The organism is Burkholderia sp. NRF60-BP8 (assembly GCF_001522585.2).
GTDB lineage: Bacteria > Pseudomonadota > Gammaproteobacteria > Burkholderiales > Burkholderiaceae > Burkholderia.
Window position 1 is genome coordinate 1613066 of record NZ_CP013372.1, and the last position, 14094, is coordinate 1627159.

Sequence of the window (14094 nt, forward strand, 5' to 3'; positions counted from 1 at the left end):
GGGCGGGGTTCGGAGCGTTCATGTACGACCAGATCATTCAGATCGGCCTGATCAAAATTGGGGTAGCCATCGTTATCGGGTTACTGGTGGGTATTTACGAGGCCGCCACTAAGGGCATTCCCAATGGCTGGACGCCCATAATTAAGCAACCACTGCATGAGCGGATTTGGAACCGCTTGCGCCGCCGCGGCAGCACGAGCATCGAGGTACGGGAGGATCGCGTTCGGGTCCATAAGAAGGCCCGTTAGGCGGTCTTGCAGACGGCCTCCGACCATCTGGCCGATTCGGTTACCCGCTCCGAGAATCCCCAAACCCGCCATGGGGTGCCCGAGCGCGGTTGCACCAAGAGCCCCGACTGCCTTCCCGATATTGCCAGCCCCGCCGAACGTCGGCCCATAAAGCTGACGTGCCAGCCAGCCTTGAGCAGCAAGGTTGTAGGCAGTATCGCTACCAGGCGACTTGATCGAATTCGAGACGGTCGCTCGCTGCAAGTCTTGACCGATCCCCTGAAGCGTGTTGAGCGCATTCGCGTCAATGCCGTACGGCGCGTTCTTCATTGCGCCAGTCAGGGCCGACCGATAGGGCATCAATTGGATTTCGGGGACGCCGCCAGCATTCATTGCGCGAGTACCGAGGCCATTGGCGATCTGCTGACCAACCTCCATCGTATTGACTGGCACACTCCCTTGCGCGTATGCGGCCTTCGCCGCCTGAACGCCTGGGATATAACGCTGAGTCCAACCGTCCACGCTGTTCTTCAGCGCCGTAAGCGATGCCGCGCGCGAGTTTGCACCGCTGCGCTGGGCATCGCCGATCATGTCGCTGAGTGCTCTAGACGTGTAATCCAGCGCTGACCCGTTGATTGCGTTCGATGTGGGAGTCGGCCATACCGGTGCTACGCCACGCCCTACAGCAGAATCAAGAGCAGCATTGCGCTGGGCCACTTCCATCGCTTGCTGCATTTCCGGGATCTGAGCGTATCGCATGAACGCCGGGCCGACGTTAGCCGTCGCCTGGTGAGCTTGCTGATACAGCGGGGAGGCCGCCGCATCGCGCGTCGCTTGCGCCGCATTGAGATCGGCCTCCGTCCCGGCAACGCCCATCAATGCCTGCCAGCGCGCGTTGTTGTTCTCGATCGCCCGCTCGGTTGCGGCGGTCTTGAAGGCCGGGATATTGGCGGCCGCCTTTTCGGTCTGCACGAGCATCGGATTGCCCGCAATCTGCGCCGTCGTCGGCATCGACCCAGGAACGAACTGCGGTGCATTGCGAATGTTCGCCGCGGCCATCGCTGCGTCTGCCGGCTCCATCAGACCGGTAATCCCCTGACCGACATAGCGCTCAGGCTGAAAAATTGGCCGCGCCGCGTTCCAGAGCCCGTTACCGACTGCTCGGGCCCCATCCATTGCGAGAGGAATCGCCGCGCCCATCAAACCGCCGATACCTGCTTGCTGCGCCTTCTGCTGCGCAAACGACTGATCGGAGTTGCCAGTGGTCGGCATTAGCGCCGCACTAGTGGCCCCCTGCAATGCGCCCATTCCAGCACGTCCTAGCAATCCTTCGCCGCCGCCCATCGCCATTACAGGTAGCGTGCCGATAGCATTGCCAGCCAAGCGGCCCCAATCCGTGCCGAGCGCTGGTTTCTGGCCGGTGACTACGCCGGTCAGCGTTTGAGGCTGTTGCGCGGCTCGCTGCGCGTCATAGGCGGCATTCTGCGTGTCGATCGTTTGCTGCATCTGCGGGAGAGCTGCAGCAGCATCCTTAGCAAACTGAGAATTTGGCGCGATCTTGTTGGCAAGCCACGAAATACCATGCACAAGATCCTGAGTACCACCTCGCACAACATCGCCGATGCCCATCGTTACACTGCTAGGAACCTGCCACTTGCCTTGAGGCTGCGCTGTCAGCGCAGGAGCAGTCGCTTGGGGGGGTTGCTGAGCAGCGCCAAGGTAAGAGTCGAAGCTCTGCCCTTGGGGTACCGGAGCCGAATTGAGGTAGTCATCGAACGCACTCATTTCAGCATCCCGTTATTGAATGCCCACTCGAAGTTCGCGCGAAGCGACGGATTGGCCTTAATCGCGGCTTGAACTGCTGCACGCTGCTGATCGCCTTGCATCTGGAGGATCGGCATCATCGAAGGCTTGATGTTCTGATCAAACGCGGCCGATTGCTGCGTGTACGCCTTCTCGTTGCCTTGCGTGTACAAGGGCGTAAGAAACTGCGTCTTCAGATGCATCTGATCGAGTTGGTTGAGCTGGTTCGTCAACCCAGCGACCTTCGCATCCTGCGGCTTGTCATACGTCGGAACAGCTTCATTCAGAGTGGCTCTGGAAGCATCGGTTCCGCCAGAACCGAGCGCCTTTCCCTGCAAGCTGACGTAGTTCGCATGCGCCTTCTGGTATTCCGCAGCATCAGTGCTAAGCCGCGTCGCGACATCAGCTGGAAGCATCCGCGCAACCGTGCCGCCAAGCCCCTGATTGTGCGCAATATTAAGCATTTGCTGGAGCGATTCTCGCGACTGCTGATAGTTCGCGTCAGCGCTAGACAGAGAGCCATACGCGTCGGCCATTTGCTTGCTCGGGGCACCCTGAGATGTTTGAGCAGCATTCTGGGCACCCATAGGGGGTTGAGCAGCCATAGGCCCACCATGCGATGCAGGCGTCATAGAGCCAGACCTGCCGAGAATATCTCCTACATAGGACGCGACGGTCTTGCCGTTGCTATCGGCGACGTTCCTGATGAATGGCGTAGGACTGCCCGGAGGGGCGACGTTTCCTTCACCAGAGAAGTATGCCGTCGCAATACGCCCAAGATCACCACCGTATTGCTGATTGAACTGTGTCAGCATCCGTTGCGCGACCGTATTGCGATCGGCGACGTTGTTCCACGACTCTCCTGGCTGTGCGAAGCGGTTAAACGTTGCCTGCTGAATCTGGAATGGATTGCTGGGGTCGGTCTTGCCGCCGTTCGATTCTTGCTGGGCGAAAATTCCAGCCAAACCACCAGTCGGAACGCCCGCACCACCGTTCGCACCACCCCCATTCGCAGCGTCGGCAACCTGCGTCGTGGTCTGATAAACGTATCCGCCTTGCCCCCCGTTGGCATTGGGGTCCCATACCTGCATCGGCTTATAACCGGCTTGCGCCCGAGCTTCTGCGCCATACATCGCGCCGTAGCCGGCCTGAAGTTGATCGGCAGGCACGACCTTCGTGGTCCCGCTCACCGGGTCATAGTAGATCGGCGTGCGCAGAGCGGTCGGCGCGATGTAGTTGGCCTTCGTCACGCCAGCGCGGTTCGCTGCCTGGATCTCATCGGGCGACATACCGCCCTGCATGCCCATCTTTGTGATGTCGGTCGGCATCATGGCCGCGAGCGATGGGTCATGCTCGACTGCGATCCGCATCATGTCCCCGCCGCCTTGAATGCCAGCCATGTTCATCAGCATGCCTTGCTGGAATAGTTGCTGTGGCGAACGGCCGTAGATGGAAGCTCCGGAGGTTTGAGCGGGAGCACCGGAGGTATCAGGTGCAGGTCCAGAGGTTTGCGCCATCGCCCCCGGTGCAGTCGATGCAGGACCGAACATGGACGAGTACGACGGCGCAGATTGCGGCTGCGCACCGGGTTGTCCCATGTCGCCACCCATCAGACCCTGCATCGCACGCATGCGAAGCAACTGCTGCTGCGTCTGGAAGGCGTTTCCGACGCCTTGGCCCATGCCGCTCAAGCCAGCGCCCATTGCCTGACCCATCGTCACAGGAAGGCGCGATGGTCCTGCGGCTTGCAGCAGACCGCCAGCCATTCCCAACATCCCTGCGGTTTGCGGATTGGCGAGCATCCCCATCATCCCGGGCATACCGCCAGATGGTGCGAAGGCACCCATTAAGCCTCCTGCGGTCGGGTCAGTCGGATCGAAGAAGCCGGCCATGGATCACCCCGTAAAGCCAAACGGACGGAATTGTGAATAGGCAGGCATCTGACCTTGGCCCATTTGCATTTGCTGTTGGAGTTGCGGGTTTTGTGGGCGCCCCCCCATCGGCATTGCCGGCGCGGGTGCGCTGATCTGCTGAGGCTGCGCGTTCTGTTGCTGCATCATGCGCATCGCCATCTGCGCCATCATGGGATTCATAGACATTCCACCAGTCGCAGCCGGCACCATAGACGCCGCACCAAGAGGGGCGGCTCCCATAGTTGCGCCTGACAAACCACCCCCGAGAGCTCCGCTTGCCGTCCCCATCATTCCGCCGCCGGGGAGTAGCCCGCTAAAGAGTCCAGCGGGTGCAGCGCCAAGAGTGCCACCCAACCCACCGCCAGCCGAAGTGCCAGCCGCTCCACTTCCCAATGCGCCAAGCAACCCGGAGCCGCCGGCACTAAGAGCGCCGGTTGCTCCAGCTGCCCCTGCACCAGTTTCACCGCCAGCGGCAGCTCCGGCCGGGCCGCCAAGTAACATCCCAGCCCCTGCACCGAGCGCTCCAAGTGCAACGGGAGCCAGCCATCCGAAGTTCATGCTAATCCCCTTAGAGAATGCCCATCAGGCCGCCAGCCGCCGCACCGTATGCCGGATTCATACCCAGCGAACCTGCGAGCGCAGCGCCGCCCAAAGCGCCGCCCATACCACCGGCAAGCTGGTTTGTGTAATACGGAGTCGAGGTTGATGTATTGCCGCCGTATTGGCCTTGGATGATGTTCGAGTAGTTGTTAAGCAACTGCCACGGGGCGTTGATCTGCGCTTGTTGAAGAGCCTGTTGGTTGCCGCCCATGTTGTACAGGTTTGTGGCCGCACCGTTGATCGAATTGACCATATTCGGCGCGCTCGAGAGTGCCATATTCTGCTGCTGAGATAATCCTTGTGCGCCCGCAAGCATGTTCCCCATATTCTGCTGATACATGCTATTCACGAGAGATGCATCAGTATTGCCAAGCTGAGTCGCCAAGTCTTGCTGATTCTGACTGACGGCCTGTCCATATGCACCCGAACCATAGCGACCGGAGGCGGCGAAATTGCTTGCCGTCTGGGGAGCAGTTGCAGTCTGGTAAGCCCGCGTGATCGCATTGTTTGCAGCATCGAGAGCAGCGCTCTGATACGGGCTATTCATCATTGAGCCATTCGCGAAATTAGCAAAGGCCGATGAAGCCGGATTGGCGCTTGTGTTTCCGTTCAGGACGTTAGAAATATAGTTGCCGCCAGCATTATTGATGCCGGATGCATTTCCGAAGTTCGTCCCATTAGCGACTCCTTGTGTAGCCTGCATCGCCTGCTGCTGCATTGGCGTAAATCCGGCGACACTTGATGTCGGATTCTGCATCTGGCTGTTGAAGGTGTTCCCTGCATTCGTGAGTTCATTCATCAAGAATGCTTGCTGCCCGATCCACGGATCGCTTTTCTGGGTAGTAACCGTGTTTCCGCCGCCGCCGCTCATAACGCCTTCTCCAAATAAACGTGGGTCTTTGCGTACTCAGGTAGCGCCTTTTCCCACCCTGGCCGCGCCTGAAGTTCCATTGCGTGGCAGCCCTCAGATTTGGCCCACGTTTCAATTTGCGAAATGCACTGCGCCTCCCATTCGCGCCGGTTCCTGCCGGTCACGATGCGGATCGTGCAAACCTTCTGTTTCGGGTAATGGATGATTCGAGTGATTCCGACTGCGAAAGCCGTATCGGTCTTCCAGATCCAAAGCTGATCGTCTCGATCGAGTAGACCGCGTTTGATGTCTTCTTCGTCGAACTTGCCGCGGCTTCGCTTGCACGCAGCAGCAATCCACGGGCGCACCTCTCCCCACACTGCCTCGATAGCAGTGGATGGAATTCCGTAAAGCATGGTTACCCGACTAGGAGGACGTTGAAGGTACGATCAACGGATGCCGTGCTGGCATGTGTAAGGGTCGCGCTGCCGTTGTGCTGTGCCGAAACATAGAGGCCCGAGAGTGCTGCTGCCGCATTAGCAGTGAGCGGAGAGAAGAACAGCCCCGTGTAACCACCGATGCGCTTGTCTGTAACCGTCGTCGTCGTGGCGCTCGGTGTCAGCGTCACTTGGATGACGGTGTTCATCTTCCCTTGCAGGAGGTTGTTCGCCAGTTGGGCGATTTGCCGACGATGTTCCCTCTCGTTCGGCATTTCGAGCTGCACGCCGTCATATCCGCGGTTCATCGACGCCCCGTCATATGAACTTCGGATTCAGGAATTTCAATCCCTTGAAGATGGCTAAATGTCCCTGTCGTAAGGATTCGGCCACGCAGATACCTGCCGTCTGCGCGCATCGGACACTCCCCATTTGCATTGATCGCGCTAGTGGCAGTAAAGGCCGGCGCATCAACCAAACGCTGGCGCGTACCGATAGAGATCGTTGGAGATCCGCCATCCACCATCGGTCGAACGCTCGTTACCAGCGCTCGTTTCCCGGCCGAGCCGAATGGCTCTACTTCCACCGTATCGGCGGAAGCGCTGGCGGGTGAACCCGTGAAATATGCAAGCGCATGCGAGGTAGTGAATGCACCCATCAGAACTTGTCCCCCTACCCACACACGCGAATCAAGACTAAACGGCAGCGAATCGAGCGTATAGCCGGTCGAATCCAGCGAGTCGAGCGAATAGCCCTGCGTGATCGCGCGGAAGATGTATTCCGCATTGATCTGCGCGAATCCCCACTTATCGAGAGCCCAGTTGTAGACGAGCAGTGAATCCGGGATTCCACTGGGCGCAGATGTTGACGGGTACAGCCACATGACCAGGCGGTTGATCGGGTCTATAGCCCCTACAACGTTGTAGAGGTAAGACTGATTGACGGTATTCCAGAACGTCTTGTCGACTCGATCCACGCCAATCGGACGTGAGGTCGAGCCATCGAAAGCGTAGAACCCGTCTTCACCGAGGTAATAGACCAGCGCGCCTAGCTGGATGATGCTTTTCGGCGCGGGCGTGCCTCGCGAGCCTTCTGCCGGATAGAACCCGAATACCGTAGGAGAGCCTTGGAATACGACCCGCCAGACAGCGCGCTCGAAGAAGATCGCACCATCGGCCGTGCCGAGGTTCCCTACAAGGCCCATGATCCAGCCTTGATCGCCCGGAATGATTTGGGAGCCGGCAAGAAGCTGGGCTTCCGTCGTGCTACCAGAGACCGGCCAGTTCGTCGGATCATCGATCGCGCACCATTGCACCCGCTGCGGCTGGGCGCCATTGGTCCCGTCAAACGTATTGCCGACCATCACCCAATCTTTGATCGTGGTGATGTATCGCGCCTGCGGAGCTGCCGCGGCTAGATCAGCAAAAGCCGAACTCGAATTGAGCGTGAACGACTGAAGGTTCTGTCCTTGAGCGGCGGCAATAATGCGCTGACCGTACTGCGTGAAGAACCACTTTTCTCCTGACGCAAGGCTGTAGCCGCCTGTCTTGCTGACGTTCGCGAACACCGTAGACCCAGGCGAGAGTTCATATAGCTTCCCCGCGTCTCCAGCGAAGACGTAGTTATTGGCGCCCATATCGATGGCGACAAGCGCCCCGAGACATTGCGAGGTAAGGCCGTTGCTGCTGTAGTTCGACAGCGTTCCCACCGGCCCCCACGACTCGCGCGTCTTCGGGAACAGATTCACGATGTTCGCGGACGTGCCAGCATTGTTGTTCGGCGGCAGGTCCGGCGCGTAGTCAGCAATCGGAAGCAGCATTACGCAGCCACCATCGCAAAGGCAGAGCCGGACTGTTCTTCGGCGCGATCGGCCAGAAGGAAATCGGCCATATCAGCCTGATACTCGGCGCTCCACAACTGCAATGCTTCCTGATCCTTCACGAATCGGGCCGCGGCCACGCAGCAGGCGGCAAGCAGAATATTCGGGATGGTGTTCGTCATCCATGTCACGTTGTTCACCGACGTGAGCTGCGGGGAGCGCATCCAGTACGTGCCGGTAACCGTATATGCCGCGTCTGGGAATGGCCCGAAGATGAAGTTCTGGCCTTCGCGCGCAATATATGCCGGCGCCGCTTGCGGGCTACGATTCGGGTACTGCGTATAGATGAACTCGGCGTTCCGACGTTGCAGCTCGAATGAAAAGCCGTTGATCGATACGACCGAATGCTTCAGCCCGAGATAGCCCACGGGAAGCGGGGCGACGCCATTGGCAATCGTCACGTTCAAAGACGCTTCGATCGGCTGGACGCCGCGCCCCTCGTTCATCGAGAAAATGTCGCGGTAGATCTTGTTCTCGGCGGTCTGGATGAAATAGTCAATGTATCCGCCCACGTCAGACCGCGCGAACCAATCCTGAACCGCCTGCTTGAGCGAGAAATAGTCGATTATCCCCGCGACGCCAGGGGTGCCGACTGATTGGACAAAGATGGTCATTGCGCCCCCTAGTAAAGCGGATAGCTCTGGGCGAGCACCAGCAGCGGCCACATTAGAGCCGCGCAAATCAGCTTCTTGAGCATTTCAGGATACGGAGACGGTACCGCCGTTGTTCCAAAGCTTGCCGGACGACCCCGGAAGCGCCGTAGGCAAATCTGCGGGCAGCACGTCAACAAGCATAATGTCGTTGACGGTCGCTAGTTGAATGTTGAAGCCGCTGATCACGAGTTGATAACGGCCGTCCGCGGCGTAGAACGAGAAGTTGCCGCTGCCGTCCGTGGTGAGCGGATTCGCAGCAACCGTCACGCCATTGTCGGAATAGATCGTCGCGGGCGTACCGGCGGGATAGTTGTTCACCTGAACCGATGCGCCGGCAATGGGGATGCCGTTCGTGGCCGCCACACTGTTCACGTACTTTTGCATCAGATCACCTTGTTCGTGGTGCGGAACTTGGCGTATTCCGGCCCGCGCAGGATCTTCATGACGAGCGGCCAATGGTCCTTGTTCATGTAGTCCCAGCCGTACTTGACGAGGATGTCGAGCATGACCGACTGCGGGACACGCATGACCTGCTTGAATTCGCCCATCTTCTCGAATTCGCCCTCTGTGACGCGCTTGGCATGGGCGTAGTCGAGAATCGGCTCGACATCTTCCGAATAGCCGACATGGAACTTATCGCCGTCATCGTGGAATGTCGTTTTCATCAGTGCGTTACCTCGATGACGTTCAGCATGCCAGTCGATGCTCCATCCTGAATCACCGCGATCTTTGCGCCATTCTCGACGCGGATGATGTACGGCGGGTCGGATGCCTTGATGAGCATGTCCGTCGCAATCGCGGTCGGGTTCTGGCCTACGCGCACGTGACAGTTGCCAGTCGCGGAGATTTGAATCGCCTGCGTGTAGACGTTGAACGCGGTCGATTGGGTCGATGTCGCGCCGAGCGTGAGGTTTTGGCCCGTGCCGTCGATTGCCCGCCACGGACTGAGAGGTGTCCAAGACATTTCGCTTCCTCAAATGAAAAGAGGCGCCCGAAGGCGCCCCATGTACTCCGAAAGAGCGAAACTGCCGATCAGCCCGTCGTGTCCGTGATCAGGCCGTGAGCCTTCTCATTGCCGACTTCCAGCGTGTAGTCGACAAGCAGCATCTTCTTGTCGCTGTCGCCGGTCTTGGCGAGCGGCACGGTCTGGAACGGGCGCAGATACGCGACGCGCAGGTAGTTCGGGTTGATGAAGAAGCAGTCTTTCGACTGGGCCAGGAAGATGTCCGGGATGATCTTCACTTCACCGAAGTCCGACTGGTAGACGTCGACCGCGGTTTGCAGGGTCTTGTCTTCCACTTCGATGAAACGAGTGCCCGGTCCGCTGAAGGCCGAGATGTTCTGCTTGTTGGCCGGCGACACGACAGCGTATTCCGGCGATTCGCCCGAGTTCTTGTAGATCAACTGGAGGACGTTCTTCATCATCGCTTCGGTGAGCGCCGTCGTCGTGCTGTTGTACGTGCGCGTGCTCGAACCGTCGGTCCAGCCGTTGGCGTTCAGCGACGGGTTTGCACCTGCCGGCGTGCCGCCAGTCTGGAACACCGTGTTCGTGTATAGCCAGCACGGCAGGCCGCCGAGCGTCGATGCTGTGGTCGAGTTGCCGATGGCTTTCGCGTGGTTGTAGGTGAGGATACCCTCCATATCACGCTTCAGTTCCTTGGACTTCTTCAGGAGCTGGTAGCCCATCTTGTTCGAGCCGCCCGCAGCGACGACCGCTTGCGACAGTCCCGAGAGCTGTACGACCTTGTTCGACGTTTGCACGTAGTTGCCCATACGTGCAGTCGGGCTGAGGACTTGGGAGGTCGGATCGTCACCTTCAACCTGCGCATTCGACAGGTTTTGGGCGGCCAGCGAATCCGTATCCCATTCGTGGTTGCGCTGCGTGGCCTTGTTCTTCTTCGTCATGTTCAGGATCGGCGTCTTGAACGGATCGACGTTGAAAATGAGGTTCGAGAGGTCTTCTCGAATGTTGGTCTGCTGATACGTCTGATAGGTATTCGACGGGACTGCCATTTTTATCTCCGATTACTGGTTCGCGAAGATGTCAAACGCCGCTGCTTGGGCGTCGATGTCGCGGGGATTCCGTTTCATGCGGTCAAGTGCTTGCTGCTTCTTGGCCTCTTGGGGGTTCACATCGACCCGAGATCCCGGTTTCGCCATCGGAGGCGCTTGCCGAACCTGCTTCAGTGCTTGAGGTGCCGACGCTTGGAGCGCTCGGTACGACGCCGCGTCGCTGAGGATCAGCATGTAGCGGTGGTCATAGATCGAGTTAAGCTCGGCGTCTTGGAACCCCAGACTGCGGGCGTACTGCTTCATGCTGTCGCGCGCCTTATTGAAGGCATCCGCGTTACGCCACTCAGGGCGTGCATTCAGGAGGAGTTCGTTCTCTTTCGTGAGCGACTGGCGCAGCGCGTTTTGCTGCTGTTCGGCCTCTTGGGCCGCCATCGCCTGCACTTGCTGAACGAACTGACCGATCTGTCCTTGACGCTGCTGGAATTCAGCTTGAAGGGCTGCGAATTCCGCCGGGTTCTGCATCCGGAGTGTGTTCCAATCGACCTTCTGGTAGTCATGGTTGAGCATCTGGAGGGCCGCTTGAGCCATCGTCTGATGCATCTGGATCTGTTGCTGATTGGCTTGCTGCCACTGTTGCTGCGCTTGTTCGAACGCGGTTTTCTGGTTCGAAAGCTCGATGCTCTTGTTGTTGACGTGGCCTTCGAGCTGGTAGCTCTTGATCACATCCGAGAGCGGAACTTGGGTTTCGACGCCATCGATCTTCGTCGTGACGTGCAGGCCCATGACCGACTCGGGATCGATCTTGTGAGCCGTCAGGAGGTCGGTGAGGCTGGCGTATTGAGGCGTGTCATCGGTTTCTTCCGCTTGCTGCTGATGGGCTACAGCATCGGGATCGGCAGCCTGTTCTTGCTGCTCTTCGGCTACAGGAGCATTCTGCGCATCTTCATTGCGCGGCCGTTCTGCTTCAACCGCGCCCGGGTTGTCCCAGAAGCTCTGAAACTGTGCTTCCTGACCGGCCGGGGCGCCCAGTTCTTGGGTAGTCCCTACAACATCGCTCATTTTCTCGCCTCAAATAAAAAAGCCACCCGAAGGTGGCTTGTGTTGGTGATGCGGTTCGTTATCGGTTGAGCTGATACCACTTACGCTTCTGTTCTTCCTGCGCCAACTGGATCTGGGCCATCTCGCCCGTTTGCTTGAGCTGCTCGAAGAAGCGCTCGAAGGCATCCCAGCACTGCAACGCGATGATCAGCCGTGTGTGCATCGTTTGATCCGACATCGGAACCTTACGCATCTGCGCAGTCAGCGTGTCGAGGACGTGCTGTTTCGCCTCTTTGAAGATGGCGGAATCGAGCAATTCGGCAGCGCGGCCACCGCGGACGATTTCTTCTTCAGGAGCCACGCTGCACCTCGCTCATATCCTTATTGACCATCGCGCCGGCGTCCGCCATTGCGTCCTGTTTGAGTTGGCTGGCGACGATCTGGCCGATGACCTTGAGCGCCGTTTGCCACTCCTGCGAATTAATCTGCGCGGCTTGCAGGTCGCGATCTTGCTGGCCCTGTTGCGCGCCATGCAGGAGTTCGGCCTGAGCCTGTGCACGCTCGCTGTCGGCTTTGATCTGCTCGGTTTGCAGGCGAATGCCGGCGATCTGTTTGTCCGACTCTGCCTTGATCTGCGCAGCGCCAAGCCGCGGGTCTTGCGGCGGCTGTTGAGCCTTCTGCGCCATCATCTGCTGGTATTCCTGCGAGTCGGGATCCATCGCATAGAGCGTCGGATTCTCTTTCCCTAACAGCCGAGCCATTTCCTTGAACGTCTCGTAGGCTTGCTTCGGCCCGACCAGCCCGAACGGTGCAATTTGGGCTTGCGCTTGGCCGAGCAGCATGATGTTTGCGCGTGCTTCCTCGCGATTTCCCGAGCCAAGACCCACGTTCACGCTGATCTGCGTCCGCTCACGCCATTCGCCCGGGTTCACATCGACCCATCGATTGGTGAGCTTGAGCGTCATCGTCTTGTCCTGATGGCGCATGAGCAGGCGGTGGATCTTGCTGAATACTTCCTTAACGCCTTCAGCCAGTAGACGGGCCACAAGCTCGACCTTCATCGCCGCAGCAGACATGGCGGCAAGCTGGCCGCCCTTCGTCACGTCCTGCAATGCGTCCGCATCGACGCCCATCGTGTCCTTGCCGATGCCCGTGCGCATCTCGCGCTGGAGATCGCAGTATTCGAGCGCCGGGACGATCTGGCTCATCATGTTCGACGGCGTGGTGAGTGGCAGGATAGAGTTCGCCGGCGCGCCCGTTGTGCGCACAATCCGGCCCGGACGCGACGTGACCATGTCGCTCATGTTCACGTTCTGCCAATCGACCGCGTAACCTTGGTTGTTAGTCAGATACAGGTTGTCGAGAGCCTGACGGAACAGCGTCGTCTTGATGACTTGTAGGTCATACAGCAGATCGTAGTAGCTGATCCCGACGTGACGGTGCGGCATGCGGATGGGCGAGCAGTACGAATAGCTCACCTCTTCTACTTCATCGTTGTCGAGGATTTTGTCGCCGCCAACCATCACGCGGCGAAGCTCGGCAATCCCGTCGCCGTCGTAATCCACGCGGATGAAGACCGTGCGCAGCGTCACAAGCTGGCTCGCCGGGTCGGTCGGCTCGTCCTCGCTCAACTGGTCCGTGACTTCATTCCGAGCCAATGCGATCAAATCAAGCCAGTCAGGCTGCGACTTCTCGATGCGTGCCACTTCGGCCAGGTCGAAGCCCATCTCGATCAGGTCGGAGCGCGGAACCTTGCGTTCGTGTTCTGCAAAGGGCGATTCATCCAGACCATGGCGCGCTTCCGGCGAGATGCGCATCTCTTCCGGGGGCACGCATTCGACGCAGATTCGGCCGACTTTGCGCGTGCGGCGAAGATTGATGTCGAAAACGACCGAGGGCTGCGGTGTGCCATCAGGCGCAAAGATGATCTGCTGCGACTCCTTCTGCTCAAGGATCTCGATCTCGTCGCCCGCGGACTGAGCGTCCTGCATCATCTTGGCGACTTCGATCTCACCCAGCCCGGAATAGCGCTCGACCGATGACTTCCGTTCCTTCAGCCAATACGTGTTGATGTAGCCATTGCGCAGCAGCAGCGCGTCTTTGAAGAAGTCGTGCAGGATGAAGAAGCCCGGATTCTGCTTCATGAACACGTGGTTCACGACTTCCGTTTCGATCTCCGCCTGGTCGTCGTCGTCCGGATTCTCAGGGTCGAACTGGCACGGCTTGCCAGCGGCGAACATTCGCATGAGCTGCGGCATGATCCATTCGACCGTATCGCGAAGCTCGGGAAGAACGATCTGGCTGCGATCCTCCACCTCGTTGCCAAGCGGGCGAGCGAAGTAGGCGTTGAGTGCGTTGTAGCGATCGATCTCCAGCGTTGTCATCGCCTGAGCTGCGGGCTTGATGCTGCCGCCAACAGACGGGCCAACCGAGACAGACGAGCCGAGCGCCGACTTTTCGTATTGCCCGATGAGCGCTAGAAGTTCTTCGTCTGTCATGCCGCGCTTGTCGTTAGGCATTGCTATCCTTCGGTTTCGGGCCCGGCTTGCTTCGCTGCTCGATAGCGAGAATGCGATTGATGGCCGCAGCAAGCGCCTGCTCCATTTCAATCAAGCGACGCTCCAGTTCGGTAACTCGCGCTTCCGTTGCAATGCTCATTTGATGGTCATTTCCAATGGATC

General features: G+C 58.9%; 16 protein-coding genes. All 16 read right to left on the reverse strand.

The window, feature by feature from the left end; genetic code table 11:
* Nucleotides 1-80: 80 nt before the first annotated feature.
* Entirely contained in the window at nt 81-2012 is a 1932-nt protein-coding gene (locus WS54_RS07490) for a hypothetical protein (RefSeq protein ID WP_159086642.1), read from the reverse strand.
* Nucleotides 2009-3922, reverse strand: coding sequence for a hypothetical protein (locus tag WS54_RS07495; protein WP_159086643.1), 1914 nt, complete (start codon nt 3920-3922; stop codon nt 2009-2011). The genes WS54_RS07490 and WS54_RS07495 overlap by 4 nt, the downstream gene beginning before the upstream one ends.
* A 3-nt stretch (nt 3923-3925) precedes the next feature.
* Nucleotides 3926-4123 carry a hypothetical protein gene (locus WS54_RS07500; RefSeq protein WP_159086644.1) on the reverse strand — a complete coding sequence of 66 codons (198 nt, stop codon included), beginning with the start codon at nt 4121-4123 and terminating at the stop codon, nt 3926-3928.
* 388 nt (nt 4124-4511) lie between these two features.
* The gene (locus tag WS54_RS33560; protein ID WP_159086645.1) at nt 4512-5414 is read right to left on the reverse strand and encodes a hypothetical protein; all 903 of its coding nucleotides are present in this window, start codon (nt 5412-5414) and stop codon (nt 4512-4514) included.
* A complete protein-coding gene (locus tag WS54_RS07515) occupies nt 5411-5809 on the reverse strand; it encodes a hypothetical protein (RefSeq protein ID WP_059783249.1) in 399 nt (132 codons plus the stop codon). The genes WS54_RS33560 and WS54_RS07515 overlap by 4 nt, the downstream gene beginning before the upstream one ends.
* A gap of 2 nt (nt 5810-5811) precedes the next feature.
* Nucleotides 5812-6138 carry a hypothetical protein gene (locus tag WS54_RS07520; protein ID WP_059783247.1) on the reverse strand — a complete coding sequence of 109 codons (327 nt, stop codon included), beginning with the start codon at nt 6136-6138 and terminating at the stop codon, nt 5812-5814.
* Nucleotides 6135-7649, reverse strand: a complete 1515-nt coding sequence (locus tag WS54_RS07525; protein ID WP_059783245.1) for a hypothetical protein — start codon at nt 7647-7649, stop codon at nt 6135-6137. The genes WS54_RS07520 and WS54_RS07525 overlap by 4 nt, the downstream gene beginning before the upstream one ends.
* A complete protein-coding gene (locus tag WS54_RS07530) occupies nt 7649-8323 on the reverse strand; it encodes a phage adaptor protein (protein WP_059783243.1) in 675 nt (224 codons plus the stop codon). The genes WS54_RS07525 and WS54_RS07530 overlap by 1 nt, the downstream gene beginning before the upstream one ends.
* 84 nt (nt 8324-8407) lie before the next feature.
* Complete coding sequence (locus tag WS54_RS07535; RefSeq protein ID WP_059783241.1) at nt 8408-8746, reverse strand: carboxypeptidase-like regulatory domain-containing protein; 339 nt, start codon at nt 8744-8746, stop codon at nt 8408-8410.
* Nucleotides 8746-9027, reverse strand: a complete 282-nt coding sequence (locus WS54_RS07540; RefSeq protein WP_059783240.1) for a hypothetical protein — start codon at nt 9025-9027, stop codon at nt 8746-8748. Before WS54_RS07540 ends, WS54_RS07535 begins: the two co-directional genes overlap by 1 nt.
* Entirely contained in the window at nt 9027-9326 is a 300-nt protein-coding gene (locus tag WS54_RS07545; protein ID WP_059783238.1) for a hypothetical protein, read from the reverse strand. The genes WS54_RS07540 and WS54_RS07545 overlap by 1 nt, the downstream gene beginning before the upstream one ends.
* 68 nt (nt 9327-9394) lie before the next feature.
* Complete coding sequence (locus WS54_RS07550) at nt 9395-10375, reverse strand: DUF5309 domain-containing protein (protein WP_059783236.1); 981 nt, start codon at nt 10373-10375, stop codon at nt 9395-9397.
* Between the two features lie 12 nt (nt 10376-10387).
* Nucleotides 10388-11434 (reverse strand): hypothetical protein, encoded by a 1047-nt coding sequence (locus WS54_RS07555; RefSeq protein ID WP_159086646.1) that lies wholly within the window; start codon nt 11432-11434, stop codon nt 10388-10390.
* Between the two features lie 58 nt (nt 11435-11492).
* Nucleotides 11493-11774: a hypothetical protein gene (locus WS54_RS07565; RefSeq protein ID WP_159086647.1), complete on the reverse strand. Its 282-nt coding sequence runs from the start codon at nt 11772-11774 to the stop codon at nt 11493-11495.
* Nucleotides 11764-13932 (reverse strand): portal protein, encoded by a 2169-nt coding sequence (locus tag WS54_RS07570; protein WP_108041805.1) that lies wholly within the window; start codon nt 13930-13932, stop codon nt 11764-11766. The genes WS54_RS07565 and WS54_RS07570 overlap by 11 nt, the downstream gene beginning before the upstream one ends.
* Nucleotides 13925-14071, reverse strand: coding sequence for a hypothetical protein (locus WS54_RS33565; RefSeq protein WP_159086648.1), 147 nt, complete (start codon nt 14069-14071; stop codon nt 13925-13927). Before WS54_RS33565 ends, WS54_RS07570 begins: the two co-directional genes overlap by 8 nt.
* Nucleotides 14072-14094 lie beyond the last annotated feature (23 nt).

Bases quoted from the DNA above. Each gene is read 5' to 3' on its own strand.
- WS54_RS07540 (WP_059783240.1), bottom strand. From the start codon at position 9,027: ATGAAAACGACATTCCACGATGACGGCGATAAGTTCCATGTCGGCTAT.
- WS54_RS07570 (WP_108041805.1), bottom strand. From the start codon at position 13,932: ATGCCTAACGACAAGCGCGGCATGACAGACGAAGAACTTCTAGCGCTC.
- WS54_RS07500 (WP_159086644.1), bottom strand. From the start codon at position 4,123: ATGAATCCCATGATGGCGCAGATGGCGATGCGCATGATGCAGCAACAG.
- WS54_RS07530 (WP_059783243.1), bottom strand. From the start codon at position 8,323: ATGACCATCTTTGTCCAATCAGTCGGCACCCCTGGCGTCGCGGGGATA.
- WS54_RS07555 (WP_159086646.1), bottom strand. From the start codon at position 11,434: ATGAGCGATGTTGTAGGGACTACCCAAGAACTGGGCGCCCCGGCCGGT.
- WS54_RS07550 (WP_059783236.1), bottom strand. From the start codon at position 10,375: ATGGCAGTCCCGTCGAATACCTATCAGACGTATCAGCAGACCAACATT.
- WS54_RS07535 (WP_059783241.1), bottom strand. From the start codon at position 8,746: ATGCAAAAGTACGTGAACAGTGTGGCGGCCACGAACGGCATCCCCATT.
- WS54_RS07525 (WP_059783245.1), bottom strand. From the start codon at position 7,649: ATGCTGCTTCCGATTGCTGACTACGCGCCGGACCTGCCGCCGAACAAC.
- WS54_RS07490 (WP_159086642.1), bottom strand. From the start codon at position 2,012: ATGAGTGCGTTCGATGACTACCTCAATTCGGCTCCGGTACCCCAAGGG.
- WS54_RS07495 (WP_159086643.1), bottom strand. From the start codon at position 3,922: ATGGCCGGCTTCTTCGATCCGACTGACCCGACCGCAGGAGGCTTAATG.
- WS54_RS07520 (WP_059783247.1), bottom strand. From the start codon at position 6,138: ATGAACCGCGGATATGACGGCGTGCAGCTCGAAATGCCGAACGAGAGG.
- WS54_RS33565 (WP_159086648.1), bottom strand. From the start codon at position 14,071: ATGAGCATTGCAACGGAAGCGCGAGTTACCGAACTGGAGCGTCGCTTG.
- WS54_RS33560 (WP_159086645.1), bottom strand. From the start codon at position 5,414: ATGAGCGGCGGCGGCGGAAACACGGTTACTACCCAGAAAAGCGATCCG.
- WS54_RS07515 (WP_059783249.1), bottom strand. From the start codon at position 5,809: ATGCTTTACGGAATTCCATCCACTGCTATCGAGGCAGTGTGGGGAGAG.
- WS54_RS07545 (WP_059783238.1), bottom strand. From the start codon at position 9,326: ATGTCTTGGACACCTCTCAGTCCGTGGCGGGCAATCGACGGCACGGGC.